The sequence below is a fragment of the Nitrincola tapanii genome (assembly GCF_008368715.1).
GTDB lineage: Bacteria > Pseudomonadota > Gammaproteobacteria > Pseudomonadales > Balneatricaceae > Nitrincola > Nitrincola tapanii.
In genome coordinates this window covers 68688-94698 of sequence record NZ_SMRS01000001.1, presented here as the reverse complement: position 1 = coordinate 94698, position 26011 = coordinate 68688, and the positions used below count along the sequence as shown (strand labels likewise).

33 protein-coding genes are annotated in these 26011 nt (G+C 50.8%); all 33 read right to left on the bottom strand.

All coding sequences use genetic code 11. The annotated features are described in order from the left end of the window. Positions 1-9 precede the first annotated feature (9 nt). On the bottom strand, positions 10-399 hold the full coding sequence (gene rpsK / locus E1H14_RS00535) for a 30S ribosomal protein S11 (protein ID WP_149389509.1): 390 nt from the start codon (positions 397-399) through the stop codon (positions 10-12). 19 nt (positions 400-418) lie between these two features. Next, the gene (gene rpsM / locus E1H14_RS00530) at positions 419-775 is read right to left on the bottom strand and encodes a 30S ribosomal protein S13 (protein WP_149389508.1); all 357 of its coding nucleotides are present in this window, start codon (positions 773-775) and stop codon (positions 419-421) included. A 133-nt stretch (positions 776-908) separates the two neighbouring features. Beyond that, entirely contained in the window at positions 909-1025 is a 117-nt protein-coding gene (rpmJ, locus tag E1H14_RS00525; protein ID WP_007021200.1) for a 50S ribosomal protein L36, read from the bottom strand. 17 nt (positions 1026-1042) lie between these two features. Next, positions 1043-2368 carry a preprotein translocase subunit SecY gene (secY, locus tag E1H14_RS00520; RefSeq protein ID WP_149389507.1) on the bottom strand — a complete coding sequence of 442 codons (1326 nt, stop codon included), beginning with the start codon at positions 2366-2368 and terminating at the stop codon, positions 1043-1045. Next, positions 2369-2803 carry a 50S ribosomal protein L15 gene (gene rplO, locus E1H14_RS00515; protein ID WP_149389506.1) on the bottom strand — a complete coding sequence of 145 codons (435 nt, stop codon included), beginning with the start codon at positions 2801-2803 and terminating at the stop codon, positions 2369-2371. It abuts the gene before it with no gap. Between the two features lie 13 nt (positions 2804-2816). Beyond that, on the bottom strand, positions 2817-2999 hold the full coding sequence (gene rpmD / locus E1H14_RS00510) for a 50S ribosomal protein L30 (protein ID WP_149389505.1): 183 nt from the start codon (positions 2997-2999) through the stop codon (positions 2817-2819). A 3-nt stretch (positions 3000-3002) separates the two neighbouring features. Beyond that, positions 3003-3506: a 30S ribosomal protein S5 gene (gene rpsE, locus E1H14_RS00505; RefSeq protein ID WP_149389504.1), complete on the bottom strand. Its 504-nt coding sequence runs from the start codon at positions 3504-3506 to the stop codon at positions 3003-3005. Between the two features lie 11 nt (positions 3507-3517). Further along, positions 3518-3868 carry a 50S ribosomal protein L18 gene (rplR, locus tag E1H14_RS00500; protein WP_149389503.1) on the bottom strand — a complete coding sequence of 117 codons (351 nt, stop codon included), beginning with the start codon at positions 3866-3868 and terminating at the stop codon, positions 3518-3520. A gap of 9 nt (positions 3869-3877) precedes the next feature. Next, the gene (rplF, locus tag E1H14_RS00495; protein ID WP_149389502.1) at positions 3878-4411 is read right to left on the bottom strand and encodes a 50S ribosomal protein L6; all 534 of its coding nucleotides are present in this window, start codon (positions 4409-4411) and stop codon (positions 3878-3880) included. An 11-nt stretch (positions 4412-4422) separates the two neighbouring features. Next, positions 4423-4815, bottom strand: a complete 393-nt coding sequence (rpsH, locus tag E1H14_RS00490) for a 30S ribosomal protein S8 (RefSeq protein WP_149389501.1) — start codon at positions 4813-4815, stop codon at positions 4423-4425. Between the two features lie 90 nt (positions 4816-4905). Further along, positions 4906-5211 carry a 30S ribosomal protein S14 gene (gene rpsN / locus E1H14_RS00485; RefSeq protein WP_149389500.1) on the bottom strand — a complete coding sequence of 102 codons (306 nt, stop codon included), beginning with the start codon at positions 5209-5211 and terminating at the stop codon, positions 4906-4908. 14 nt (positions 5212-5225) lie between these two features. Then, complete coding sequence (gene rplE, locus E1H14_RS00480; RefSeq protein ID WP_149389499.1) at positions 5226-5765, bottom strand: 50S ribosomal protein L5; 540 nt, start codon at positions 5763-5765, stop codon at positions 5226-5228. Between the two features lie 14 nt (positions 5766-5779). Then, positions 5780-6103, bottom strand: coding sequence for a 50S ribosomal protein L24 (rplX, locus tag E1H14_RS00475; protein WP_149389498.1), 324 nt, complete (start codon positions 6101-6103; stop codon positions 5780-5782). A 99-nt stretch (positions 6104-6202) separates the two neighbouring features. Beyond that, positions 6203-6571, bottom strand: coding sequence for a 50S ribosomal protein L14 (gene rplN / locus E1H14_RS00470; protein ID WP_149389497.1), 369 nt, complete (start codon positions 6569-6571; stop codon positions 6203-6205). A gap of 78 nt (positions 6572-6649) precedes the next feature. Continuing rightward, positions 6650-6913 carry a 30S ribosomal protein S17 gene (gene rpsQ / locus E1H14_RS00465; RefSeq protein WP_149389496.1) on the bottom strand — a complete coding sequence of 88 codons (264 nt, stop codon included), beginning with the start codon at positions 6911-6913 and terminating at the stop codon, positions 6650-6652. Continuing rightward, positions 6914-7105: a 50S ribosomal protein L29 gene (rpmC, locus tag E1H14_RS00460; RefSeq protein WP_149389495.1), complete on the bottom strand. Its 192-nt coding sequence runs from the start codon at positions 7103-7105 to the stop codon at positions 6914-6916. Continuing rightward, entirely contained in the window at positions 7105-7518 is a 414-nt protein-coding gene (gene rplP / locus E1H14_RS00455; RefSeq protein WP_149389494.1) for a 50S ribosomal protein L16, read from the bottom strand. Before rplP ends, rpmC begins: the two co-directional genes overlap by 1 nt. An 11-nt stretch (positions 7519-7529) precedes the next feature. Beyond that, positions 7530-8213: a 30S ribosomal protein S3 gene (gene rpsC, locus E1H14_RS00450; protein WP_149389493.1), complete on the bottom strand. Its 684-nt coding sequence runs from the start codon at positions 8211-8213 to the stop codon at positions 7530-7532. A 25-nt stretch (positions 8214-8238) separates the two neighbouring features. Continuing rightward, the gene (gene rplV / locus E1H14_RS00445; RefSeq protein WP_456093773.1) at positions 8239-8571 is read right to left on the bottom strand and encodes a 50S ribosomal protein L22; all 333 of its coding nucleotides are present in this window, start codon (positions 8569-8571) and stop codon (positions 8239-8241) included. A 10-nt stretch (positions 8572-8581) separates the two neighbouring features. Next, complete coding sequence (rpsS, locus tag E1H14_RS00440; RefSeq protein WP_036511974.1) at positions 8582-8860, bottom strand: 30S ribosomal protein S19; 279 nt, start codon at positions 8858-8860, stop codon at positions 8582-8584. A 12-nt stretch (positions 8861-8872) separates the two neighbouring features. Next, complete coding sequence (gene rplB / locus E1H14_RS00435; protein ID WP_149389492.1) at positions 8873-9700, bottom strand: 50S ribosomal protein L2; 828 nt, start codon at positions 9698-9700, stop codon at positions 8873-8875. 13 nt (positions 9701-9713) lie between these two features. Then, positions 9714-10010, bottom strand: a complete 297-nt coding sequence (gene rplW, locus E1H14_RS00430) for a 50S ribosomal protein L23 (protein WP_149389491.1) — start codon at positions 10008-10010, stop codon at positions 9714-9716. After that, complete coding sequence (gene rplD / locus E1H14_RS00425) at positions 10007-10612, bottom strand: 50S ribosomal protein L4 (protein ID WP_149389490.1); 606 nt, start codon at positions 10610-10612, stop codon at positions 10007-10009. The genes rplW and rplD overlap by 4 nt, the downstream gene beginning before the upstream one ends. A 10-nt stretch (positions 10613-10622) precedes the next feature. Then, entirely contained in the window at positions 10623-11261 is a 639-nt protein-coding gene (gene rplC, locus E1H14_RS00420) for a 50S ribosomal protein L3 (RefSeq protein WP_149389489.1), read from the bottom strand. A gap of 111 nt (positions 11262-11372) precedes the next feature. Beyond that, complete coding sequence (gene rpsJ / locus E1H14_RS00415; RefSeq protein ID WP_036511965.1) at positions 11373-11684, bottom strand: 30S ribosomal protein S10; 312 nt, start codon at positions 11682-11684, stop codon at positions 11373-11375. 180 nt (positions 11685-11864) lie between these two features. Next, entirely contained in the window at positions 11865-13058 is a 1194-nt protein-coding gene (gene tuf / locus E1H14_RS00410) for an elongation factor Tu (protein WP_149389477.1), read from the bottom strand. A gap of 32 nt (positions 13059-13090) precedes the next feature. Beyond that, the gene (gene fusA, locus E1H14_RS00405) at positions 13091-15184 is read right to left on the bottom strand and encodes an elongation factor G (RefSeq protein WP_149389488.1); all 2094 of its coding nucleotides are present in this window, start codon (positions 15182-15184) and stop codon (positions 13091-13093) included. Between the two features lie 18 nt (positions 15185-15202). Continuing rightward, entirely contained in the window at positions 15203-15673 is a 471-nt protein-coding gene (rpsG, locus tag E1H14_RS00400) for a 30S ribosomal protein S7 (RefSeq protein ID WP_149389487.1), read from the bottom strand. Between the two features lie 145 nt (positions 15674-15818). Then, a complete protein-coding gene (rpsL, locus tag E1H14_RS00395) occupies positions 15819-16193 on the bottom strand; it encodes a 30S ribosomal protein S12 (RefSeq protein ID WP_149389486.1) in 375 nt (124 codons plus the stop codon). 116 nt (positions 16194-16309) lie between these two features. Continuing rightward, complete coding sequence (rpoC, locus tag E1H14_RS00390; protein WP_149389485.1) at positions 16310-20533, bottom strand: DNA-directed RNA polymerase subunit beta'; 4224 nt, start codon at positions 20531-20533, stop codon at positions 16310-16312. 75 nt (positions 20534-20608) lie between these two features. After that, positions 20609-24709, bottom strand: a complete 4101-nt coding sequence (rpoB, locus tag E1H14_RS00385; RefSeq protein WP_149389484.1) for a DNA-directed RNA polymerase subunit beta — start codon at positions 24707-24709, stop codon at positions 20609-20611. 175 nt (positions 24710-24884) lie between these two features. Next, a complete protein-coding gene (rplL, locus tag E1H14_RS00380) occupies positions 24885-25250 on the bottom strand; it encodes a 50S ribosomal protein L7/L12 (RefSeq protein WP_149389483.1) in 366 nt (121 codons plus the stop codon). 72 nt (positions 25251-25322) lie between these two features. Beyond that, positions 25323-25814, bottom strand: coding sequence for a 50S ribosomal protein L10 (gene rplJ, locus E1H14_RS00375; RefSeq protein WP_149389482.1), 492 nt, complete (start codon positions 25812-25814; stop codon positions 25323-25325). Positions 25815-26011: the final 197 nt, after the last annotated feature.

The window sequence follows — 26011 nt, the reverse complement described above, 5'->3', positions numbered from 1 at the left end:
GTCTCCTGATTAAACGCGACGTTTCTTCGGCGGACGGCATCCGTTGTGCGGAATAGGCGTCACGTCAGTGATATTTGTAATTTTGTAGCCACAAGAGTTCAGAGCGCGAACCGCTGATTCGCGTCCTGGTCCAGGACCTTTTACAAACACGTCGAGGTTTTTAAGTCCATACTCCAGAGCCGCCTGACCCGCACGTTCTGCAGCTACCTGAGCAGCGAACGGGGTGCTTTTACGCGAACCACGGAAGCCGGACCCACCAGAAGTCGCCCAGGAAAGAGCATTTCCCTGACGATCGGTAATGGTGATGATAGTGTTGTTAAAAGACGCATGGATGTGGGCGAGACCATCAGCCACTTGTTTTTTAACTTTTTTACGAGTGCGATTACCTGGCTTAGCCATATTCGGAAATTCCTATCGCTTACTTACGGATCGGCTTACGTGGCCCTTTACGGGTACGTGCGTTTGTCTTACTACGCTGTCCGCGAACCGGCAGGTTACGACGGTGACGCAGACCGCGGAAGCAGCCCAGATCCATAAGACGCTTGATGTTCATGTTGACTTCACGACGGAGGTCACCCTCAACAGTCAACTTGGCAATTTCACCACGAACATTATCGAGCTGCTCTTCAGACAGATCGCCGATCTTTACGGTCGGCTCAATGCCCACTGCTACACAAATCTGCTTAGCAGTTGTGCGGCCAATCCCGTAAATGTAAGTCAGAGAAATTACCGCATGCTTATTGTCAGGAATATTGACGCCAGCTATACGGGCCATTCAATGTACTCCATATTAATGTTCTGCTCAGCAGAACGAATCATTCATAGTTCGTGGAAGGCGCGCAATAATATACCTTGATCAAAAATAAATCAAGTCGGCGCGCCCCCACGCCTTTTATTGGGTCTGTGGATTAACCCTGACGCTGTTTATGGCGGGGTTCCACTTTGCAGATCACGCGAACGGAACCGTTACGACGTACAATCTTGCAGTTACGGCAAATCTTTTTTACAGACGCGCGTACTTTCATGATCCACCTCATTCGGCTTAACGGAGCAAACCCGCGCCGCCTTTAAGATTCGATTTTTTCATCAGGGATTCGTACTGATGAGACATCAGATGTGATTGCACCTGAGCCATAAAGTCCATCACCACAACTACAACGATCAACAGAGACGTACCGCCGAAGTAGAAAGGAATATTCCAAGCTACAACTAAAAACTGCGGCATCAGAGACACAGCGGTGATGTACAAAGCACCAAAGAGTGTCAAACGTGTGAGAACCGTATCGATGTAACGTGCAGACTGCTCACCAGGGCGAATACCCGGGATAAATGCACCTGATTTTTTCAGGTTATCTGCAACTTCTTTAGGATTAAACATAATCGCCGTATAGAAGTAGCAGAAGAACACGATAGCAATACCGAACAACAGTATATGCAGCGGCTGACCTGGGCCAAGTGCCAGAGCCATATCCTGCAGCCAATCCATTCCTTCACTCTGCCCAAACCACTGCCCCATAGAAGCAGGGAAAAGCAGAATACTGGAAGCGAATATCGGGGGAATTACACCCGCCATATTCACCTTTAAAGGTAAGTGGCTGCTCTGTGCGGCATAAATGCGACGACCCTGCTGACGTTTAGCGTAGTTGATGGTGATACGGCGTTGACCGCGCTCCATAAACACAACAAAACCTACAGTCGCCATCGCAAGCACTGCGATCAGCAGCAAAGCAAGGATGTTAAGATCTCCCTGACGAGCAGCTTCAAAAGACTGCCCTATCGCACTTGGAAGACCTGCCACAATACCGGCAAATATCAGAATTGAGATACCGTTGCCGATACCACGCTCTGTAATTTGCTCACCCAACCACATCAGGAAGACAGCACCTGCAACAAAGGTTACAACTGCTACGAAATAGAAACTGAAATCCGCCGCAAACGCTACACCCTGGCTGGCCAGGCCTACAGACATACCCAAACCTTGGATAGTTGCAAGCACGACGGTACCGTAACGTGTGTATTGATTGATTTTACGACGACCCGCTTCACCTTCCTTTTTCAGCTGCTCAAGATGCGGACTGACAACCGTCATCAACTGCATAATGATCGATGCAGAGATGTAAGGCATCACGCCCAGAGCGAGAATACTCATACGCTCTAGAGCACCACCTGAAAACATATTGAACAGACTTAGGATGGTACCTTGGTTCTGTTCAAACAATGCGGCCAAACGATCAGGGTTAATACCCGGCACAGGAATATGTGCACCGATACGGTAAACGATGATCGCGAGGAGCACAAAGCGCAGACGAGCCCAAAGCTCACCTAATCCACTTTGCTTTCCTGCCGGTAGGGTTCCTTGCTTAGCCATTTATGCCTCGACTTTACCGCCAGCCGCTTCAATCGCAGCCTGTGCACCTTTAGTCACTTTAAGACCTTTAACGGTAACAGGCTTAGAGAGTTCGCCAGACAGAATCACTTTAGCAGTTTTGATTTCCTGCTTGATGATGTCAGCCGCTTTCAAAGCAGCGAGATCGACCACTTCAACACCTGCCAGATTCAGCTCAGCCAGACGAATTTCAGCGACATAACGTGATTTACGTGATGTAAAACCGAATTTCGGCAGACGGCGGTGAATTGGCATCTGGCCGCCTTCGAAACCTGGATTAACGCTGCCACCAGAACGGGATTTCAGACCCTTGTGACCGCGACCACAGGTTTTACCCAGACCGGAACCGATACCACGACCTACACGCTTAGGGGCATGCTTGGCACCAGCACCCGGGCGTAATGTATTTAAACGCATTGGGTGACTCCTATCACTCACCAACTACACGAACCATGTAGTTGACTTTGTTAATCATACCGCGCACTGCTGGAGTATCTTCTACTTCAACAACGTGACCGATGCGGCGCAGACCCAAACCTTTCACACACAGCTTGTGATTGGGCAAAGTGCCAATCATGCTGCGGAACAGGGTGACTTTGATTTTGTTAGCCATCGATTAGTTCCCCAGGATCTCAGCAACGCTTTTACCACGCTTAGCAGCGATATCGTCTGGTGACTTCATAGAAGACAGACCGTTCACTGTTGCACGTACAACGTTAACTGGGTTGGTAGAGCCATAGCACTTAGCCAAAACGTTCTGAACGCCTGCCAACTCGAGCACAGCACGCATCGCACCACCAGCAATAATACCGGTACCTTCAGAGGCGGGCTGCATGTATACACGAGATGCACCGTGACGGGCTCTCACTGGATACTGCAGAGTGTGACCATTCAGAGAAACATTGACCATGTTACGGCGAGCCTGTTCCATCGCTTTCTGAATCGCGACAGGTACTTCACGTGCCTTACCGCGACCAAAACCGATGCGACCATTACCATCACCGACGACAGTCAGAGCTGTGAAGCCGAAAATACGACCGCCTTTCACAACTTTAGCGACACGGTTAACCTGGACCAGTCTCTCCTGGAGTTCACCGTCTTTCTGTTCGTGATTTGCCATAATAGAAACCTTTAGAATTCCAGGCCGCCTTCGCGAGCCGCTTCAGCCAGGGCCTGAACCCGGCCGTGATATTTGTAACCGGAACGGTCAAAAGCGACCTTAGTGATACCAGCCGCTTTAGCACGATCAGCAATCAGAGTGCCGATCTTACGCGCTGCTTCAACATTACCGGTTGCATCGTTACGCAGATCTTTTTCAACAGTCGAAGCTGCTGCCAGAACGGTTGAACCGTCAGCAGAGATGACCTGTGCATAGATGTGACGTGGAGTGCGGTTAACGCACAGACGCACAGCGCCCAGCTCACGCATTTTCAGGCGAGACCGACGCGCACGACGAATTCGAGCTTGATTTTTTTCGTTCATGACCCAGCCTTACTTCTTCTTAGCCTCTTTACGGCGTACAAATTCATCCACATAACGAACACCTTTACCTTTATAAGGCTCTGGCGGACGGAATGCGCGAATTTCTGCTGCAACCTGACCTACACGCTGCTTATCAGCACCGCTTAAAATGATGGTCGTGTTGTTTGGAGTTTCAGCAGTTACGCCTTCAGGCAGTTCATAATCAATCGGGTGTGAGAAACCAAGGGTCAGGTTAACAACATTACCCTTAGCAGCGGCACGATAACCGACACCAATCAATTGCATGGTTTTCTGGAAACCTTCGTTAACACCGACAACCATGTTGTTGATCAGTGCACGAGTAGTTCCAGACAGAGCTACGGCTTGCTTGCTGCCATCACGAGCAGCAAAGGTCACTTTACCTTCAGCAACTTCAACCGCTACAGAAGGATGAACGTCCAGGCTCAACTGGCCATTTTTACCCTTTGCAGTAACGCTCTGACCGTTAACGGTCAACTCAACACCAGCCGGTAGGACTACGGGATTCTTAGCTATACGTGACATCAGAACACCCCTTAGAATACCGTGCAGATGACTTCACCACCTACACCTGCAGCGCGAGCTGCACGATCGGTCATGATGCCTTTACTGGTAGAAACAATCGCAATACCTAAGCCGTCAGAAACTTTTGGCAGCTTGTCAGCGTGACGATAGATACGCAGACTTGGACGGCTTACGCGCTTGATATTCTCGATGACAGGCTTGCCTTCGAAGTACTTCAGTTCAATAGTCAGAACTGGCTTAACATCGCCTTCAACCTGGTAGTCAGCGATATAACCCTCTTCTTTCAGAACCTTTGCCAGAGCAACTTTCTGCTTGGAAGAAGGCATAGAGACAGCAGACTTTTCAGCCATGTTCCCGTTACGAATACGTGTAAACATATCCGCGAGGGTATCTTGCATACTCATGCTTTAATTTCCTCAAATGTGCAGCGCGGTGCGGTAGCAGGAACCTTGAAGAACCTGCCCAGACCACCGTGCTTACCGTTTACGAGCGGATTACCAGCTCGCTTTCTTCAGGCCAGGTACATCACCGCGCATTGCGGCTTCACGCAGCTTGTTACGACACAGACCGAACTTACGGTAAACACCGTGTGGACGACCTGTCAGCTGACAACGACGTTGCTGACGCACTGGACTCGCATCACGCGGCATTTTCTGCAGCGCAACCTGTGCATCCCAACGCTCATCTTCAGAACTGTTTGGGTTGGCAATTACTGCCTTGAGCTCAGCACGCTTAGCTGCAAATTTTGCAACAGCCTGTTCGCGCTTCAACTCACGGTTTTTCATAGATGACTTAGCCATGACCTTACCTTTGATTATTTGCGGAACGGGAACTGCAGAGCAGTCAGAAGTGCGCGACCTTCATCATTGGTCTGAGCAGTCGTGGTGATCGTAATATCTAAACCACGGATCTTATCCACTTTATCGTAATCGATTTCAGGGAAAATGATCTGCTCTTTAACGCCCATGCTGTAGTTTCCACGTCCATCAAAAGACTTAGGATTCAAGCCACGGAAGTCACGAATACGTGGAATAGACACGTCAACCAGACGATCCAGGAATTCCCACATACGCGCGCCACGCAGAGTAACTTTACAACCGATCGGCCAACCTTCACGAACCTTGAAGCCCGCGATAGATTTGCGTGCGTTAGTCACGATAGGCTTCTGACCTGCGATCGCGGTCATATCTGCTACAGCGTTTTCCAGCTGTTTTTTGTCGCCCAGAGCTTCACCCACACCCATGTTCAGAGTGACTTTGGTGACGCGAGGAACAGCCATGATGTTCGGGCTATTCAACTCTTCTTTGAGCTGTTTTTTCAATTCGTTATCGTAAAGCGCTTTTAATCTAGACATTGCACCCACCTCTCTTACTTATCACCAACGACGACTTCGCCGTTAGACTTGTAGAAGCGAACCTTGGTGCCGTCTTCAAGGTGTTTGAAGCCTACACGATCACCTTTACCGGTCGCGGGATTAAAAATAGCGACGTTAGAAGTAGCGATAGCTGCTTCTTTCTCAACGATGCCACCCTGCTGACCCAGCATAGGATTCGGCTTAACGTGCTTCTTAATCATGTTGATACCAGAAACGATCAGACGATCGTCCTGCAGAACACGCATGACCTTGCCACGCTTACCTTTGTCTTTACCTGCGATTACGATGACTTCATCGTCACGACGAATTTTACGCATTATATTACCTTGTCCTTTCCTGCTACCCTCTCATGCTCAAAAACGCCAAACCCTTGCGAGCATGGCGTTTTAAAAGATCTACTTACAAAAAAGCAGGTCTTAGAGCACTTCAGGCGCCAGGGAAATGATCTTCATGAACTTCTCAGTACGAAGCTCACGCGTTACTGGGCCGAAGATACGAGTTCCGATCGGTGCGTCGTTGTTATTCAGCAGAACAGCTGAGTTCACATCAAAACGGATGATAGATCCGTCTGGACGACGTACACCTTTACGGGTGCGTACTACGACAGCTTTAAGTACCTGACCTTTTTTCACCTTGCCACGTGGAATTGCTTCCTTGACAGTGACTTTAATGATGTCACCGACACTTGCGTAGCGACGGTGAGAACCGCCCAGGACCTTAATGCACATCACACGCTTAGCGCCGCTGTTGTCAGCAACATCAAGCATTGATTCTGTCTGAATCATGGTCTACTCCACAAACTGTTTATCCTGCTGCCAAAGCGAGCTCTGACAGCGGGGCTATAGGAGCAAAGGTGCGTTATCTTACACCTTCGCTGCGCGCTCTTCAATGCGTACCAGCGTCCAAGTCTTAGATTTAGACAAAGGACGTGATTCAGCGATCGTTACCAGATCACCGGCCTGGCACTCATTCTTTTCATCATGAGCGTGCAGCTTGGTGGAGCGGCGAACAAACTTCCCGTAGATAGGGTGTTTTTCTTTACGCTCAACCAGCACTGTAATGGTTTTATCCATTTTGTCGCTGACGACCTTACCGGTCACAGTACGAGTACGTTTTTCTGCGCTCATTTATGCACCTGCCTTCTGCTTCAGTACAGTTTTGACGCGAGCGATGTCACGGCGGACCTGGCCCAGCAGATGATTCTGAGCCAGCTGACCCGTCGCTCTCTGCATGCGCAGATTGAACTGGTCCTTCAACAGACCCAGCAGCGCCTGCTGAAGTTCTTCAGCGGACTTTTCGCGCAGTTCAGTAGCTTTCATTACATCACCGTCCGTTTAACAATGGTTGTAGTTACAGGCAACTTAGCAGCCGCCAGATTAAAGGCTTCTGTCACCAGCTCTTCGCTTACGCCGCTGATTTCAAACAGAACTTTACCTGGCTGGATCTGAGCAACCCAGTATTCTACGTTACCCTTACCTTTACCCATACGGACTTCAAGGGGCTTAGTCGTGATCGGCTTGTCCGGGAAGACACGGATCCAGATCTTACCGCCACGCTTAACGTGACGTGTCATGGTACGACGAGCCGCTTCGATCTGACGCGCTGTAATACGACCACGACCGGTCGCTTTCAACGCGTACTCGCCAAAGCTCACCTTGCTGCCGCGCTGTGCCAGACCGCGGTTGCGGCCTTTCATCACCTTGCGGTATTTCAGACGTTTAGGTTGCAGCATTGACGTTTACCTCACTTAGTTCCTTTCTTCTTAGGCGCATTCTTCTCAGCACGTACCTGTTCGATACCGCCGAGAATCTCACCCTTGAAGACCCAGACTTTAACGCCAATCACACCATAAGTTGTGTGCGCTTCGTAAGTTGCGTAGTCAATGTCAGCACGCAGTGTGTGAAGCGGTACGCGACCTTCACGGTACCATTCAGTACGCGCGATTTCAGCACCACCCAAACGACCACCTACCTGAATCTTGATACCCTTCGCACCGATGCGCATAGCGTTCTGTACCGCGCGCTTCATCGCACGACGGAACATCACACGACGCTCGAGCTGGCTGGCTACGCTCTGAGCGACCAGTTTGGCATCCAGATCTGGCTTACGGACTTCTTCGATATTGATGTGAACAGGCACACCCATCATCTCAGAAATACCGGCACGCAGAACTTCTACGTCTTCGCCTTTCTTACCAATCACAATACCCGGACGAGCAGTGTGGATGGTGATCTTGGCGTTTTGAGCAGGACGCTCAATATCAATGCGACTTACAGACGCATTCTTCAGCTTCTGCTCCAAGTACTCGCGTACACGGAGATCATTCAGCAGCTGGGCGGCATAGCTGGACTTGTCAGCGTACCACACGGAAGTGTGGTCCTTGACGATGCCGAGGCGTATACCGGTTGGGTTAACTTTTTGACCCATATCGAAATCTCCTAGCCGTCAGCCTTCAGTCAGCCACTTTTACAGTGATGTGTGAGGTGCGCTTCATAATACGATCTGCGCGACCTTTAGCACGTGGACGAATGCGTTTCATGGTCATACCTTCATCAACGAATACTGCGGATACACGCAGCTCATCAACGTCAGCGCCTTCATTGTGCTCAGCGTTAGCAATTGCAGAATTCAGCACCTTCTTGACCAGATCAGCACCTTTCTTGCTGCTGAACGTCAGGATATCTAGAGCATCTGCCACAGACTTACCACGGATCTGATCAGCGACCAGACGGGCCTTCTGGGCGGAGATGCGGGCGCCGATATGCTTGGCGACTACTTCCATCATCTATCCTCCCTTACTTCTTCTTGGCCTTCTTGTCGGCTGCATGACCGCGGAATGTACGTGTTGCAGCAAACTCACCTAATTTATGACCGACCATGTCTTCAGTGATAAACACTGGAACATGCTGACGACCGTTATGGACTGCAATTGTCAAACCCACAAAGTTTGGAAACACTGTGGAGCGGCGCGACCAGGTTTTGATCGGACGCTTTTCATTTGCTTCAATTGCAGCTTCTACCTTCTTCAACAGGTGAAGGTCGATAAATGGACCTTTCTTCAGTGAACGTGGCACAGCTGTATCCCCTTATTTAGCGCTACGACGGCGTACGATAAGTTTATTAGTACGCTTGTTCTTGCGAGTTTTGTGACCTTTGGTCGGAACGCCCCAAGGTGTCACTGGGTGACGACCACCAGAGGTACGACCTTCACCACCACCATGCGGGTGATCAACCGGGTTCATCGCAACACCACGCACGGTCGGACGAACGCCTCTCCAACGCTTGGCACCGGCTTTACCCAACTGACGCAGGGAATGCTCGGAGTTGCTAACTTCACCCAGAGTCGCACGACACTCTGCCAGAACTTTACGCACTTCACCTGAACGCAGACGCAGAGTGGCATAAGCCCCTTCACGCGCTACCAGCTGCGCAGATGCACCCGCAGAACGAGCCATCTGAGCACCCTTACCAGGCTTCAGTTCGATACAGTGTACTGTGCTACCCAGCGGAACATTACGCAGTGGCATGGTGTTGCCCACTTTGATGTCCGCAGTTTCACCAGAAATGATTTTTGCACCGGCCACCAAGCCCTTAGGAGCAATGATGTAACGACGCTCACCATCCAGGTACTTGATCAGCGCGATGTGCGCTGTGCGGTTTGGATCATATTCCAAACGCTCAACAATACCAGGGATGCCATCTTTATTACGGCGGAAATCGATAACACGGTAGTGATGCTTGTGACCACCACCGATATGACGTGTCGTAATACGACCGTTATTGTTACGACCACCGCTCTTGCCCTGCTTCTCAACCAGACCGGCAAAAGGTTTACCCTTATGCAGATCCTTGTTGACCACTTTGACAAGGTGACGACGTCCGGCAGAGGTCGGCTTAGATTTAACAATTGCCATGATTCAACCCCTCTTATTCGCCAGCCAAGAAATCGATTTCAGAGCCGTCAGCTAGGCAAACATAAGCCTTACGTACATCAGAGCGCTTACCCATACCGCGAGCGGTACGCTTGGTTTTGCCTTTGACGTTCAGGACATTTACGCCTGCAACTTTAACGTTGAACAACTCTTCAACGGCCTTCTTGATTTCCGGCTTAGTAGCATCACTCGCTACACGGAAAACGACCTGCTGTGATCCATCAGCAACAATTGTTGCTTTCTCAGAGATGTGAGGACCCAGCAACACTTTATAAATGCGCTCCGGATTCATGCCAGCACCTCATTGATTTTGTTCAGAGCAGATACAGTCACAACTACCTTATCAAAGCCGACCAGACTAACTGGATCGATTGCGGCAACGTCACGTACATCAACGTGCGGTACGTTACGTGCAGCTAGATACAGGTTTGCTTCCACTTCTTCAGTGATGAACAGCGCATTGCTGAGCTCAAGCTCTTTCATCTTGGCAATGAACTGCTTAGTTTTTGGCGCTTCCATCTGGAAACCATCAACCACCAGCAGACGGTCCTGGCGCACCAACTCAGAGAAAATGCAACGCATCGCAGCGCGATACATCTTTTTGTTCACTTTCTGAGAATAGTTACGTGGGCTCGCTGCGAAGGTCACACCACCGGAACGCCACAAAGGTGAACGGCTAGTACCCGCACGAGCACGACCCGATCCTTTCTGACGGAATGGCTTAGCGCCACCACCGGAAACAGCAGAACGATTCTTCTGCGCTTTGCTACCCTGACGACCACCGGACAGATACGCGGTGACGACCTGGTGAACCAGCGCCTCATTAAACTCTTTGCCAAATACCAGTTCGGATACTTCGACCGAACCGTTGGCTCCTGTCAGATTCAAATTCATGTCAACCCCTTCAGCCGCGTGCTTTAACAGCAGGTTTAACGATGACGTCACCACCAGTCGCGCCTGGAATGGCGCCCTTGACCAGCAGCAGGTTGCGCTCAGCGTCTACACGCACAACTTCCAGAGTCTGGATAGTGCAACGCTCGTCACCCATGTGACCTGCCATCTTTTTGCCCTTGAAAACACGGCCTGGTGTTTGACACTGACCAATGGAACCCGGAGCACGATGAGAAAGCGAGTTACCGTGAGTCGCGTCCTGAGTACGGAAATTCCAGCGCTTAACACCACCCTGGAAACCTTTACCCTTGCTACGACCGGTTACGTCGATTTTCTGACCTGCTTCGAAGCGCTCAACTGTCAGCAGATCGCCAACGTTGATTTCTTCGTCACCCGAGAGACGGAACTCCCACAAACCACGACCTGCTTCCACACCTGCTTTCGCAAAGATACCGGCTTCAGGCTTAGTCAGGCGGTTAGCCTTCTTCACCCCAGTCGTTACCTGGATAGCAGCGTAACCGTCAGTTTCAACGGTCTTCACGCAAGTCACGCGGTTCGGATCCACCTCGATGACAGTGACTGGCACGGACACGCCATCTTCTGTGAAGACGCGGGTCATACCCGCTTTACGTCCGATAAGTCCTACAGACATTTTATTACCTCTTGCCAGTTGAGTACGGGGCTGTCACCCACTATGGCTGCCCATTACAGAGCATTCCTCAAATAGCGCTTCATTAAAATTGATTAATTCTGCGCAGCTTGATTAGCCCAGGCTGATCTGCACTTCTACACCCGCAGCGAGATCCAGCTTCATCAAAGCATCAACAGTTTTTTCTGTTGGCTCGACGATGTCCAGAACACGTTTGTGCGTACGGATTTCATACTGATCACGTGCATCTTTGTTCACGTGAGGAGAAATCAGAACGGTAAAACGCTCTTTGCGAGTAGGAAGTGGGATCGGACCATGCACCTGTGCACCCGTACGCTTAGCAGTTTCTACAATTTCCTGCGCGGACGAGTCGATCAGGCGATGATCAAAAGCCTTCAGACGAATTCTGATTTTTTGGTTCTGCATTCTGATCACGCAATTCCTGTTGATTTCATTACGGCAATAGCCGACCTCCCCTTTTGACAGGGGACGCAAATTTTACTCAGAGCAACTCAAAGGGTCAAGCTATTGCGGCTATTTTTTAACCACCCTTTATTGCAGACACAAAAAAACCCTCCGTAGAGGGCTTTTTATGTTTAATCGATATTACTCGATAATTTTCGCAACAACGCCCGCACCCACTGTACGACCGCCTTCACGGATCGCAAAGCGCAGACCTTCTTCCATCGCGATTGGGTTGATCAGGGTAACGGTCATCTGAACGTTATCACCCGGCATCACCATCTCAACACCTTCTGGCAGCTCGCACGCGCCCGTGATGTCAGTTGTACGGAAGTAGAACTGTGGACGGTAGCCTTTGAAGAATGGAGTGTGACGACCACCTTCTTCTTTGCTCAACACGTACACTTCGCCTTCGAACTTAGTGTGCGGCTTGATTGAACCGGGTTTGCACAAAACCTGACCACGCTCAACGTCGTCACGCTTAGTACCACGCAGCAGCGCACCCACGTTCTCACCTGCACGACCTTCGTCCAGCAGCTTACGGAACATCTCAACACCGGTACAAGTCGTTTTCGTGGTGTCACGTACACCGACGATCTCGATCTCGTCACCCACTTTCAGGATACCACGCTCGATACGGCCTGTTACTACGGTACCACGACCGGAGATAGAGAAAACGTCTTCGATTGGCATCAGGAATGGACGGTCAACAGCACGCTCTGGCTCAGGGATGTAAGCATCCAGAGTTTCAACCAGTTTCTTAACCGCAGACGTACCCATTTCGTTGTCGTCTTCGCCGTTCAGTGCCATCAGCGCTGAACCTACAACGATCGGAGTGTCGTCGCCTGGGAAGTCGTACTGGTCGAGAAGCTCACGCACTTCCATTTCAACCAGTTCCAACAGCTCAGCATCGTCAACCATGTCCGCTTTGTTCAGGAACACAACAATGTAAGGTACGCCGACCTGACGTGACAGCAGGATGTGCTCACGCGTCTGTGGCATGGGGCCGTCAGCCGCTGAACACACCAGGATCGCGCCGTCCATCTGCGCCGCACCGGTGATCATGTTTTTAACATAGTCAGCGTGACCTGGGCAGTCTACGTGCGCATAGTGGCGAACAGGTGACTCATACTCTACGTGTGAAGTAGAGATGGTGATACCACGCTCACGCTCTTCGGGTGCATTGTCGATACCGTCAAACGCTACCGCTGTACCGCCCCACACTTCCGCACATACGCGCGTCAGGGCTGCAGTCAGGGTGGTTTTACCATGGTCAACGTGGCCAATGGTTCCTACGTTGACGTGAGGCTTGTTACGTTCAAAAGCTTTCTTAGCCACAGCTAAATCCTCTTAATCAAAAATCAGCTAAATTAGTTCTGTTTAATCACAGCTTCAGCAATGTTATTCGGTGCTTCGTTGTAGCAATCAAACTCCATAGAGTAGGTTGCACGACCCTGCGAAGCTGAACGCAAGTCAGTTGCGTAACCGAACATCTCACCCAGCGGAACCTGAGCATTGATGACCTTGCCAGAAACAGTGTCTTCCATACCCTGAACCAGACCACGACGACGGTTCAAGTCACCCATTACGTCACCCATGTATTCTTCAGGAGTGACCACTTCAACCTTCATCATCGGCTCAAGCAGACATGGGCTCGCTTCCTGGGCATACTTCTTCAGTGCCTGGGATGCTGCGATTTTAAACGCCATCTCGTTGGAGTCAACTTCGTGGAAAGATCCATCGTACAGACGCGCCTTCAGGCCGATCAGCGGATAGCCGGCGATGACGCCGTTCTTCATCTGCTCTTCGATACCCTTCTGGATAGCTGGGATGTATTCCTTAGGAATCACACCACCCACGATCTCGTTGATGAACTCCAGTCCTTCTTCATCAGATGGGCTGAATTCAACAACAACGTGACCATACTGACCGCGACCACCTGACTGACGTGCAAACTTGTGGTTAGCCACAACCGACTTGCGGATCTTCTCACGGTAAGCCACCTGTGGTTTACCGATGTTCGCTTCAACCTTGAACTCACGCTTCATACGATCAACGATGATGTCCAGGTGCAACTCACCCATACCGGAGATAATGGTCTGGCCACTCTCTGGATCGGTCGCAACGCGGAAAGAAGGATCTTCCTGGGCAAGTTTGCCCAGAGCAATACCCATTTTTTCCTGATCTGCTTTAGACTTAGGCTCTACCGCAACCGAGATAACCGGCTCAGGGAATTCCATACGCTCAAGGATGATCTTGTTGTCGATATCACACAGAGTATCCCCTGTGGTAACGTCTTTCAGACCAATCACGGCAGCGATGTCACCGGCACGGACTTCTTTGATCTCTTCACGTGAGTTCGCGTGCATCTGCACCATACGTCCCACACGCTCTTTACGGTCTTTAACCGAGTTATAAACGCTGTCACCAGAGCTCAGAACACCGGAATAAACACGGATAAAGGTCAGAGTACCCACGAATGGGTCCGTTGCGATTTTGAACGCCAGTGCAGAGAAAGGCTCATCATCATCCGCTTTACGCGATGCAACGGTTTCATCTTTATCATCCAGTGTACCTTCGATCGCTTTGATCTCAGTTGGGGACGGCAGGTATTCAACCACCGCATCCAATACAGCCTGGACACCTTTGTTCTTGAATGCAGAACCACACAACATCAACACGATTTCGTTATTGATTGTGCGCTTACGCAGACCGGCTTTGATCTCTTCCAGGGTCAACTCTTCGCCGCCCAGGTATTTTTCCATCAACTCTTCGTCTGCTTCTGCAGCCGCTTCGATCACGTTTTCACGCAACTCTTCAGCTTTTGCCTGCAAATCAGCTGGAATATCACCTAACTCAAAGGTCATACCCTGATCAGCTTCATTCCATAGAATGGCTTTCATACGCAAAACGTCTACAACACCTGAGAAGGTGTCTTCTGAACCGATTGGGAAGTTGATCGGCACAGTCGTTACGTTCAGACGTTTCTTCAACTGATCTTCAACGCGGAAGAAATCTGCACCGGCGCGGTCCATTTTGTTGACGAAGACCATGCGAGGTACTTCGTACTTGTTCGCCTGACGCCATACAGTTTCAGTCTGTGGCTGCACGCCTGAAGACGCACATAACACAACAACCGCACCGTCAAGAACACGCAAAGAACGCTCAACTTCAACGGTGAAGTCAACGTGGCCCGGTGTGTCGATAACGTTGATGCGATGCTCATCAAACTGCTTGTCCATACCGCTCCAGAAAGCGGTGATGGCAGCGGAGGTGATAGTAATACCACGCTCCTGTTCCTGCTCCATCCAGTCGGTGGTAGCAGCACCGTCATGTACTTCACCCAGCTTGTGTGACAAACCGGTATAGAAAAGTACACGCTCGGTAGTGGTCGTTTTACCTGCGTCTACGTGCGCACAGATACCGATGTTACGGTATCTAGAAAGCGGTGTTTTACGTGCCACGGGTTAGTCCTCTGATGTTTAGAAGCGGTAGTGAGCAAAGGCTTTGTTGGCTTCAGCCATACGGTGCACGTCTTCACGTTTCTTAACAGCGGCACCACGACCTTCTGCAGCATCGATCAATTCGCCTGCCAGACGCAGAGCCATTGATTTCTCACCACGCTTACGGGATGCATCCACCAACCAACGCATAGCCAATGCCATACGACGAGAAGGGCGCACTTCAACAGGCACCTGGTAGGTAGCACCACCGACACGGCGTGATTTTACTTCGACGACGGGTTGAACGGTTTCCAGCGCCTTGTCAAACAGCTCCAATGGATCCTGCTTGGTACGCTCTTGAATTTTGTCCATTGCGCCGTACACAATACTTTCCGCAACGGATTTTTTACCACTGATCATCAGATGGTTGATGAATTTTGCCAGGGTAGTGTTACCGAACTTAGGATCCGGCAGAATTTCACGCTTTGCAGCTATACGTCTTCTAGGCATGATAAGCCCTCAAATCTGTTAAAAAGGTCTTCAGGTTTCTCAGGATGCAGGGCACCTGTCCTTACTCTTATCGTCTTCGGTTAAGCGCACAGCGTAAAATCCAAAAGAATTCTGACTGCAATCACTTCGCCGTTACTTTGACGAATTAAGATTTAGGACGCTTGGTACCGTACTTAGAGCGAGCCTGTTTACGATCGTTTACGCCTGAGCAATCCAGTGCGCCACGAACTGTGTGATAACGTACACCTGGCAAATCCTTCACACGGCCGCCACGGATCAGAACTACAGAGTGCTCCTGCAGGTTATGACCTTCACCACCGATGTAAGAAGAAACTTCGAAACCATTGGTCAAACGCACACGGCATACTTTACGCAGCGCAGAGTTTGGCTTCTTAGGAGTAGTGGTATACACACGGGTACAAACACCACGACGCTGAGGGCAGGCTTCAAGTGCACGAACGTCACTTGCTTCTACCTTGCGCTTACGTGGCTTACGTACCAACTGGTTAATTGTTGCCATTCAGCAAACTCCAACTTGGTTGTCACCATAAAAAAACCGGGCATTTCTACCCAGTCACATAAGAGGGCGGGAATTTTAACCAATTCCCGCCCAAAGCGTCAATTATTGTCTGTTTTTTAATCAGAGCTAGACATTGACGCATTTAACGCCGCGGTCAGTGCCTGCTGAACTTCTTCAGCACTCACACCCGCGCCATCCTGTGCCAAACGGCGTTTACGTTTGCGCTCGCTGTGATACGCCAGACCGGTACCGGCAGGAATCAAACGACCCACGACCACGTTTTCTTTCAAGCCGCGCAACGAGTCACTCTTACCATTCACCGCACCCTCGGTCAGAACACGTGTAGTTTCCTGGAAGGAAGCCGCCGAAATGAAGGATTCCGTTGCCAAGGACGCCTTCGTAATACCCAAGAGGACACGTTCGAACTTAGCGGGGAACTTGCCTTCAGCCGTCAGGCGCTCATTCTCCAAACGTACTGCCGTAAACTCAACCTGCTCACCTGGGATGAAGCTTGAATCACCCGATTCGGTGATTTCAACTTTACGCACCATCTGACGTACGATGACTTCAATGTGCTTATCGTTGATGCCTACACCCTGGAGACGGTAAACGTCTTGGATTTCGCTGACGATATATTTCGCCAGTTCGGTCACGCCCAGAATTCGCAGAATATCGTGCGGGTTAGATGGACCATCGGAGATCACCTCACCCTTCTCTACGGACTCACCTTCAAAGACGTTAAGGTTACGCCATTTCTGAATCATGATCTCAAAAGGATCTGAACCATCGTGTGGTGTGATCAGAATACGACGCTTGCCTTTGGTTTCCTTACCAAAAGAGATCACACCGGATACTTCGGCCAGGATTGCATACTCTTTTGGCTTACGCGCTTCAAACAAGTCAGCCACGCGTGGCAGACCCCCGGTAATATCCTTGTTGACCGTACCTTCTTGAGGAATACGTGCCAGAACATCACCGATTTCAACCGTTGCACCATCATGCAGGTTCACAATCGCTTTAGGCGGCAAGAGGTACTGCGCCGGCATCTCAGTGCCTGGGTAGCACAACTCATTGTCGTTGAGGTCAACAAGCTTGATCATCGGACGGATATCTTTACCCGCTTGTGGACGATCTTTTGCTTCCAGAACTTCAATGGTCGACAAGCCCGTTAATTCGTCGGTCTGACGCTTAACGGTAATACCGTCTTCCATCCCGACAAACACCACCTTACCCTTCACCTCAGAGATGATTGGGTGAGTATGTGGATCCCAGTTTGCGACGATAGCACCGGCATCAACCTTACTACCGTCTTTAACCTTGATCATGGCACCGTAAGGCAGCTTATAACGCTCACGCTCACGACCGTGCTCATCTGTCACACCCAGTTCACCTGAACGCGAAGTGGCGACCAAACTGCCATCTGTACGCTCTACGAACTTCAGGTTGTGCAGACGGATTTCACCGCCATTTTTCACTTGAATGCTATCAACCGCAGCGGCTCGTGATGCCGCTCCCCCAATGTGGAAGGTACGCATGGTTAACTGTGTGCCCGGCTCACCGATAGACTGAGCGGCAATAACCCCGATAGCTTCACCACGGTTCACCAAATGTCCACGGCCTAGATCACGGCCATAACACTTAGAACAGATACCGTGTACCGATTCGCAAGAGATCGCTGAACGTACACGCACTTCATCAATACTGCTGAAGCGCTCGTCATTCTGCAGGCGGTGCACCCAGGACTCGTCAATCAGCGTGCCCTTCTCGATCAAGACATCCTGACCTGTTGGATCGAGTACATCCTGCGCCACCACACGCCCAAGGATCAATTCACCCAGGCTGACAATGATGTCGCCACCTTCGATCAGTGGCTGCACCAGAAGACCATTTTCCGTACCGCAATCTGGCTCGGTAATCACCAGATCCTGTGCCACGTCAACGAGACGACGCGTCAAGTAACCGGAGTTCGCTGTTTTCAGAGCGGTATCCGCCAGACCCTTACGCGCACCGTGCGTAGAAATAAAGTACTGAAGAACGTTCAGACCTTCACGGAAGTTTGCAATGATCGGTGTTTCGATGATCGAGCCATCTGGCTTGGCCATCAGGCCACGCATACCCGCCAGCTGACGGATCTGTGCCGCGCTACCACGCGCACCGGAGTCGGCCATGATATAAACCGAGTTAAAGGATTCCTGCTCAACGTCGTTGCCTTCAGAATCTTTAACCAGATCGACCTTAAGGTTGTCCATCATGCGCTTCGCCAACACTTCGTTAGCACGCGACCAGATATCGACTACCTTGTTGTATTTCTCACCATGTGTCACCAGACCGTCTGCAAACTGACGCTCAATCTCGGTCACTTCAGCTTCCGCCGCTGCAACGATCTGAGCTTTTTCATCTGGAATCACAAAGTCATTCACACCAATCGATGCACCAGACAGAGTCGCTTGACGGAAGCCCATGTACATCAGCTGATCGGCAAAAATGACTGTATCTTTCAAACCACAGCGGCGATAAGCTTCGTTCAACAGCTTGGAGATGGCTTTTTTCTTCATCGCCTGGTCAACCAATGCAAACGGCAAACCTTCTGGAACGATATCAAACAGCATGGCACGACCTACGGTGGTATCACGGATCGCAGTGATCTCTTCGACATTGCCTTCGATGTCACGAATCACTTCACGAATACGTACCTTGATACGTGCTTGCAGGTGAACCTGGCCAGCGCCATGTGCACGCTGTACTTCTTTAATATTGGTGAAGGACATGCCTTCACCCTTCGCTGCGATACGCTCACGGGTCATATAGTACAGACCCAAAACCACGTCCTGTGAAGGCACAATGATCGGCTCGCCGTTTGCGGGTGACAGGATGTTGTTAGTCGACATCATCAAAGCACGCGCTTCCAACTGCGCTTCGATGGTCAGCGGTACGTGCACCGCCATCTGGTCACCGTCAAAGTCGGCGTTATAGGCCGCACATACTAGCGGGTGCAGCTGAATCGCTTTACCTTCAATCAGTACCGGTTCAAACGCCTGGATACCCAAACGGTGCAGAGTCGGCGCACGGTTCAGCAGTACTGGATGCTCACGGATGACTTCGTCGAGTATATCCCATACCAGCGCTTCTTCACGCTCAACCATCTTCTTCGCAGCCTTGATGGTGGTGGCATGACCACGCAGCTCAAGCTTGGAGAAAATAAACGGCTTGAACAGCTCCAGCGCCATCTTCTTCGGCAGACCACACTGATGCAGACGCAGAGAAGGACCGACTACGATTACGGAACGGCCAGAGTAATCGACACGCTTACCAAGCAGGTTCTGACGGAAACGACCCTGTTTACCCTTGATCATATCGGCCAAGGATTTCAGCGGACGCTTGTTGGAGCCGGTGATGGCACGACCGCGACGGCCGTTATCCAACAGTGCATCGACAGACTCCTGCAGCATACGCTTCTCGTTGCGCACGATGATATCCGGCGCATTCAGATCCAGCAGACGCTTAAGACGGTTGTTGCGGTTGATCACACGACGGTAAAGATCGTTCAGATCGGAAGTCGCAAAACGGCCACCATCCAGCGGTACCAATGGACGTAGATCCGGTGGTAAGACGGGCAGGACATTCAGGATCATCCATTCTGGACGGTTACCAGATTTGTTGAAGGCTTCCATCAGCTTCAAACGCTTCGACAGCTTCTTCAGCTTGGTCTCAGAGTTAGTCTGTGGAATCTCTTCACGCATGCTTTGGCATTCGCCTTCCAGATCGATCGAAGCCAACAGCTCCTGAATCGCTTCGGCGCCCATGCGTGCATCAAACTCGTCGCCGTATTCTTCTAGGGCTTCAAAGTACTGCTCATCGTTCAGTAGCTGACCACGCTCCAGCGTCGTCATGCCCGGATCGATCACTACAAAAGATTCGAAATAAAGCACGCGTTCGATATCACGCAGTGTCATATCGAGAATCAAGCCAATACGGGAGGGCAGTGACTTAAGGAACCAGATGTGGGCAACAGGCGAAGCCAGTTCAATATGACCCATGCGCTCACGACGCACCTTAGTCATAGTCACTTCAACACCACACTTCTCGCAGATCACACCACGGTGCTTCATGCGCTTGTATTTACCACACAAGCACTCATAGTCCTTAATCGGACCAAAGATCTTGGCACAGAACAGACCATCACGCTCCGGTTTGAAGGTGCGATAGTTGATGGTTTCCGGCTTTTTGACTTCACCGTAAGACCAAGAACGGATCATGTCCGGTGATGCCAGAGTAATGCGAATCGAGTCAAACTCTTCGCTTTTACCCTGGGTTTTGAGCAGATTCAGCAAATCTTTCATTGTCGTATGCTCCTCACGGAGTTCTCTGTGGCAGCGCCGCTTAATGCCGCGCTGCCCGGGTGATCAGTTAAGGTCTTACTCGCTTTCCAGTTCGATATCGATACCGAGAGAGCGGATTTCCTTGATAAGAACGTTGAAGGATTCAGGCATGCCTGGCTCCATGCGGTGGTCGCCATCCACGATGTTTTTGTACATCTTGGTACGACCATTCACATCGTCCGACTTCACGGTCAACATCTCCTGCAGAGTATAAGCGGCACCATAGGCTTCCAGCGCCCAGACCTCCATCTCACCGAAGCGCTGACCACCGAACTGAGCTTTACCCCCCAGCGGCTGCTGAGTGACTAGGCTGTAAGAACCGGTTGAACGCGCATGCATCTTGTCATCCACCAAGTGGTTCAACTTCAGCATGTACATGTAACCGACGGTCACGGGACGATCAAATTTATCCCCAGTGCGGCCATCATAGAGGCTGACCTGACCGGTATCGTTCATATCCGCCAAGCGCAACAGTGCTTTGATTTCCGCTTCTTTTGCACCATCGAATACCGGTGTTGCCAGAGGTACACCGCCACGCAGGTTTTTCGCCAGCTCCAGAATCTCAGCATCAGACAGGCTATCGAGATCTTCACGACGTGCGACCTTCAGACCCGCATGTTCACCGTTGTAAACTTCGTTGAGGAAGCCGCGCAGCTGCTTGACTGTCTCCGCTTGCGCACGCTGCTCTTCGAGCATAGCATTGATCTTACGACCCAAGCCTTTAGCCGCCGCACCCATATGGGTCTCGAGGATCTGACCCACGTTCATACGAGACGGTACACCCAGAGGGTTAAGAACGATATCCACCGGCTCACCGTTCTCATCGTACGGCATATCTTCAACCGGCATGATAACGGAGATAACACCCTTGTTACCGTGACGACCGGCCATCTTATCACCTGGCTGGATGCGGCGTTTAGTGGCGACATACACCTTAACGATTTTGAGTACGCCCGGTGCCAGATCGTCGCCGGTCTGCAACTTACGCTTCTTATCTTCAAAACGCTTGTCGAGGTTTTCGCGACGCTCTTCTAACTGCTTCTGTGCGTGCTCCAGCATATCCTGAACATCATTGTCCGCGATGCGGATCTTGAACCATTCAGAACGCTTCAACTGCGCTAAGAACTCTGCCGTGATGGTTTCACCTTTCTTCAGGCCAGCACCGCCCTCAGCTTGCAAGCCAACCAAAACCTTGGCCATACGCTCATAGGTCGCATCTTCAACAATACGGAACTCGTCATTCAAGTCTTTACGAATGGCATCCAGTTCCGACTTTTCGATGGCGCGAGCACGTGAATCCTTCTCCACTCCATCACGGGTGAAGACCTGAACATCGATCACTTTACCGATGGTGCCGCCCTTCACACGCAAAGAGGTGTCTTTAACGTCAGAGGCTTTTTCACCAAAGATCGCACGCAGCAACTTTTCTTCTGGCGTCAGCTGAGTCTCACCCTTAGGTGTGACTTTACCGACTAGGATATCGCCGGGACCCACTTCAGCACCGATGTGTACGATACCCGTCTCATCCAATTTCGACAGAGCCGCTTCACCCACGTTCGGGATATCCGCAGTAATCTCTTCAGCACCGAGCTTGGTATCACGCGCCACACAGGTCAGTTCCTGGATGTGGATCGTAGTAAAACGCTCATCCTGAACAACGCGCTCAGACACCAGAATGGAGTCTTCGAAGTTGTAACCGTTCCAAGGCATGAAGGCGATACGCATGTTCTGACCCAAAGCCAGTTCACCCATATCCACGGAAGGACCATCGGCCAGGATATCACCACGGCTGACCAGCTCACCGGGGCGCACGATTGCACGCTGGTTAATACAGGTGTTCTGGTTAGAGCGCACGTATTTAGTCAGGTTGTAGATATCTACACCCGCATCACCGGCTTCCGTCTCTTCATCATTAGCACGTACGACGATACGGCTGGCATCAACCGATTCAATCACCCCCCCACGACGCGCGACGACACAGACACCTGAGTCCTGCGCTACGCTGCGCTCAATTCCTGTGCCCACCAGCGGCTTCTCAGCACGCAAGGTCGGAACGGCTTGACGCTGCATGTTCGAACCCATCAAGGCACGGTTGGCATCGTCATGCTCGAGGAAGGGGATCAATGCGGCCGCTACCGATACGATCTGACGCGCAGACACGTCCATATACTGAACACGGTCACGCGGCATAACAGTAAATTCGTTGGCATGACGCACTTCAACCAGGTCTTCAACGAGCTGGTTGTTGTTATCCAACTTCGCCGACGCCTGAGCGATGACAAAGTTGTTTTCTTCGATGGCCGACAGATAGTCGATCTCATCGGTTACCTTACCTTCCACAACACGGCGGTAAGGGGTTTCCAAGAAACCAAAATCGTTGGTGCGTGCAAACACAGCCAAGGAGTTAATCAGACCGATGTTTGGACCTTCAGGCGTTTCGATCGGACATACACGACCGTAGTGCGTAGGATGTACGTCACGCACCTCAAAGCCTGCACGCTCACGGGTCAGACCGCCTGGGCCTAAGGCCGAGACACGACGCTTATGTGTCACTTCAGAAAGCGGATTGTTCTGATCCATAAACTGAGAGAGCTGACTGGAACCAAAGAACTCTTTCACCGCCGCCGCAACTGGCTTAGCGTTGATTAGATCCTGTGGCATCAGGTTGTCCGATTCCGCCATCGACAAACGCTCACGTACCGCACGCTCAACACGCACCAAACCGACACGGAATTGGTTTTCGGCCATCTCGCCCACGGAACGGATACGACGGTTACCCAAGTGATCGATATCATCCACGATGCCTTTACCGTTACGGATGTCGATCAGGGTTTTCATGACATCAAGAATGTCATCTTTATCCAGAATACCCGCACCGACTTCGATCTCACGACCTAAGCGACGGTTGAATTTCATACGGCCCACAGCCGACAGGTCATAACGCTCTTCAGAGAAGAAGAGGTTCTCAAACAGACCTTCAGCAGACTCTTTTGTTGGCGGCTCGCCAGGGCGCATCATCCGATAGATTTCAACCAGCGCTTCGAGCTGGTTACGCGTGGTATCGATACGTAGGGTATCGGAGATGTAAGGGCCACAATCCAAATCGTTGGTGTAGAGTGTTTCAAAGCGCTGAATACCGGCAGCCTGCAAACGCAGAATCAGATCTTCCGTCATCTCGGTGTTGGCAACGGCCATCACCTCACCGGTGTTCGGATCTGCAATATCACGCGCGAGAACTTTACCTGCCAGATACTCAGAAGGCACCAACAGCTGCTTCATGCCCGCCTGAGTCATTTGACGTGTATGACGCGGTGTAATACGACGACCGGCTTCAACAATCACATTGCCTTCAGGATCTTTGATCTCGAAGGACATGGTTTCACCACGCAGACGCTCAGGCACCAGATCCATCCAGATCTGACCGTCTTCAAAGTTCCAACCAGTGTTGTCGAAGAAGATCTCAAGCACTTCTTCAGTATTAAAACCGAGTGCGCGCAGCAATACAGACGCCGGCAATTTACGGCGACGGTCGATACGTACGAACAGCGCATCTTTTGGATCAAATTCGAAATCCAACCAAGAACCACGGTAAGGAATGATACGTGCAGAATACAGCAACTTACCTGATGAATGGGTTTTACCCTTATCATGATCGAAGAAGACACCCGGTGAACGATGCAACTGAGACACGATGACTCGTTCAGTGCCGTTCACAACAAAAGTACCGTTTTCAGTCATCAAAGGCATTTCGCCCATGTAGACTTCTTGTTCTTTAATATCTTTGATCGCCTTAGTCGATGAGTCGCGATCATAGATCACTAGACGCACTTTGACGCGCAAAGGCGCTGCGTAGGTAACACCACGCAACTGACACTCTTTGACATCAAAAACGGGTTCACCGAGGCGGTAACCGACGTACTCCAGCGCTGCATTTCCGGAGTAAGAAACGATTGGAAAAACGGAATTAAAGGCAGCCTGAAGACCAAGATCTTCGCGCTGTGCAGCCTCAGTTCCCTGTTGCAGAAACTTGCGGTAAGAATCAAGCTGTGTGGCCAGCAGGTATGGAACCTCCATTACCTGGTTCAGCTTGCTGAAATCCTTACGAATACGTTTCTTCTCAGTATATGAATAAGCCATCAGTGTTCCCCAGCATGTGCACCTAGTTGAGAAGCCAGTCCAGAAGGGGATCTTCCAGTCTGCAATACCGTTATCTATTTGCTGTCACTTAATAACGGAAAAAGGCCGGTGGCTCTTTGGCCACCAGCCATACGCTTTTAGAGCAGATTACGCTGCCTGCAGCGCATTGAAGCGATTACTTAAGCTCGACTTTAGCGCCGGCTTCTTCCAGCTCTTTCTTGAGAGCTTCAGCTTCTTCTTTAGAAACGCCTTCTTTAACAGTAGAAGGAGCGCCGTCAACCAGTTCTTTAGCTTCTTTCAAGCCCAGACCGGTTGCACCACGAACAGCTTTGATAACGTTAACTTTCTTCTCGCCAGCATCAGCCAGGATAACGTTGAATTCAGTCTGCTCTTCAACTGCTGCTGCAGCTGGGCCAGCGGCTACAACTGCAGCTGCAGCGGTAACACCGAATTTTTCTTCCATAGCTTCAATCAGAGCAACAACGTCCTTTACAGACATTTCAGCAACTGCATTGATGATATCTTCGTGAGTCAGAGACATGTTAAATTTCCTGAATTTTTGTGTGAGCGACTGCTCATTAAACTCTGTATACAGGGCTTGTGCCTAAGGCAATCAAGCAGCCTGCTCTTTCTGATCGCGAACAGCGGCCAGTGTACGAACCAGCTTGCCAGCTGAAGCTTCTTTCAGAACGCTCATCAGCTTCGCAATCGCTTCGTCGTATGTCGGCAGGCTTGCCAGCATCGCGATGTCAACTTTTTCGCCTTCGAAAGCAGCTGCTTTCAACTCAAACTTGTCATTGCCTTTAGCGAATTCCTGAAGAATACGCGCACCCGCACCTGGGTGCTCGTTTGAGAAGGCAATGATCGACGGGCCCACAAAGCTGTCTTTCAGACACTCGTACTGGGTTCCATCGACTGCACGGCGCGCCAAGGTATTACGTACGACACGCAGCCATACACCATTTTCGCGCGCAACTTTACGCAGTTGAGTCATATCTGTCACAGTAACGCCGCGAGAATCGGCAACTACGGCGGACAGAGCGGATGCAGCAGCTTCCTGGACTTCAGCGACGATCGCTTTTTTGTCTTCGAGTCCTAATGCCACGATTTACTCCTGGATTGAGTCTTACGACTATTTACCAACCACTCGTGCAGACATTGCAACGAGTATGAGTACGGTGGTTTTGATTCGGTTGAATCTCACCGTCTGCGCAGGCTGGTAGCCCATTAAGACACAGGATACCTGTGTCACCTGCGGTCTTTGACGGCCTTCGTCTCTGTGAAGAGGTCACGAAGACCCTC

What these genes read in the sequence shown, in the direction of transcription:
- rplV (WP_456093773.1), bottom strand. Translation starts at nt 8,571, where the DNA reads ATGATGGAAGTAGTCGCCAAGCATATCGGCGCCCGCATCTCCGCCCAG.
- rplC (WP_149389489.1), bottom strand. Translation starts at nt 11,261, where the DNA reads ATGTCTGTAGGACTTATCGGACGTAAAGCGGGTATGACCCGCGTCTTC.
- rpsC (WP_149389493.1), bottom strand. Translation starts at nt 8,213, where the DNA reads ATGGGTCAAAAAGTTAACCCAACCGGTATACGCCTCGGCATCGTCAAG.
- rpsE (WP_149389504.1), bottom strand. Translation starts at nt 3,506, where the DNA reads ATGGCAAATCACGAACAGAAAGACGGTGAACTCCAGGAGAGACTGGTC.
- rplR (WP_149389503.1), bottom strand. Translation starts at nt 3,868, where the DNA reads ATGAACGAAAAAAATCAAGCTCGAATTCGTCGTGCGCGTCGGTCTCGC.
- rpoC (WP_149389485.1), bottom strand. Translation starts at nt 20,533, where the DNA reads ATGAAAGATTTGCTGAATCTGCTCAAAACCCAGGGTAAAAGCGAAGAG.
- rpmD (WP_149389505.1), bottom strand. Translation starts at nt 2,999, where the DNA reads ATGGCTAACAAAATCAAAGTCACCCTGTTCCGCAGCATGATTGGCACT.
- rplX (WP_149389498.1), bottom strand. Translation starts at nt 6,103, where the DNA reads ATGCGTAAAATTCGTCGTGACGATGAAGTCATCGTAATCGCAGGTAAA.
- rplO (WP_149389506.1), bottom strand. Translation starts at nt 2,803, where the DNA reads ATGCGTTTAAATACATTACGCCCGGGTGCTGGTGCCAAGCATGCCCCT.
- rplD (WP_149389490.1), bottom strand. Translation starts at nt 10,612, where the DNA reads ATGAATTTGAATCTGACAGGAGCCAACGGTTCGGTCGAAGTATCCGAA.
- rplE (WP_149389499.1), bottom strand. Translation starts at nt 5,765, where the DNA reads ATGTCTAGATTAAAAGCGCTTTACGATAACGAATTGAAAAAACAGCTC.
- rpsQ (WP_149389496.1), bottom strand. Translation starts at nt 6,913, where the DNA reads ATGAGCGCAGAAAAACGTACTCGTACTGTGACCGGTAAGGTCGTCAGC.
- rplB (WP_149389492.1), bottom strand. Translation starts at nt 9,700, where the DNA reads ATGGCAATTGTTAAATCTAAGCCGACCTCTGCCGGACGTCGTCACCTT.
- rpsG (WP_149389487.1), bottom strand. Translation starts at nt 15,673, where the DNA reads ATGCCTAGAAGACGTATAGCTGCAAAGCGTGAAATTCTGCCGGATCCT.
- rpsH (WP_149389501.1), bottom strand. Translation starts at nt 4,815, where the DNA reads ATGAGTATGCAAGATACCCTCGCGGATATGTTTACACGTATTCGTAAC.
- rplW (WP_149389491.1), bottom strand. Translation starts at nt 10,010, where the DNA reads ATGAATCCGGAGCGCATTTATAAAGTGTTGCTGGGTCCTCACATCTCT.
- rplP (WP_149389494.1), bottom strand. Translation starts at nt 7,518, where the DNA reads ATGCTGCAACCTAAACGTCTGAAATACCGCAAGGTGATGAAAGGCCGC.
- rpmC (WP_149389495.1), bottom strand. Translation starts at nt 7,105, where the DNA reads ATGAAAGCTACTGAACTGCGCGAAAAGTCCGCTGAAGAACTTCAGCAG.
- rplL (WP_149389483.1), bottom strand. Translation starts at nt 25,250, where the DNA reads ATGTCTCTGACTCACGAAGATATCATCAATGCAGTTGCTGAAATGTCT.
- rpsK (WP_149389509.1), bottom strand. Translation starts at nt 399, where the DNA reads ATGGCTAAGCCAGGTAATCGCACTCGTAAAAAAGTTAAAAAACAAGTG.
- rplN (WP_149389497.1), bottom strand. Translation starts at nt 6,571, where the DNA reads ATGATTCAGACAGAATCAATGCTTGATGTTGCTGACAACAGCGGCGCT.
- rpsN (WP_149389500.1), bottom strand. Translation starts at nt 5,211, where the DNA reads ATGGCTAAGTCATCTATGAAAAACCGTGAGTTGAAGCGCGAACAGGCT.
- rpsL (WP_149389486.1), bottom strand. Translation starts at nt 16,193, where the DNA reads ATGGCAACAATTAACCAGTTGGTACGTAAGCCACGTAAGCGCAAGGTA.
- rpsM (WP_149389508.1), bottom strand. Translation starts at nt 775, where the DNA reads ATGGCCCGTATAGCTGGCGTCAATATTCCTGACAATAAGCATGCGGTA.
- rpsJ (WP_036511965.1), bottom strand. Translation starts at nt 11,684, where the DNA reads ATGCAGAACCAAAAAATCAGAATTCGTCTGAAGGCTTTTGATCATCGC.
- rpoB (WP_149389484.1), bottom strand. Translation starts at nt 24,709, where the DNA reads ATGGCTTATTCATATACTGAGAAGAAACGTATTCGTAAGGATTTCAGC.
- rplF (WP_149389502.1), bottom strand. Translation starts at nt 4,411, where the DNA reads ATGTCACGTATAGCTAAGAATCCCGTAGTCCTACCGGCTGGTGTTGAG.
- rpmJ (WP_007021200.1), bottom strand. Translation starts at nt 1,025, where the DNA reads ATGAAAGTACGCGCGTCTGTAAAAAAGATTTGCCGTAACTGCAAGATT.
- secY (WP_149389507.1), bottom strand. Translation starts at nt 2,368, where the DNA reads ATGGCTAAGCAAGGAACCCTACCGGCAGGAAAGCAAAGTGGATTAGGT.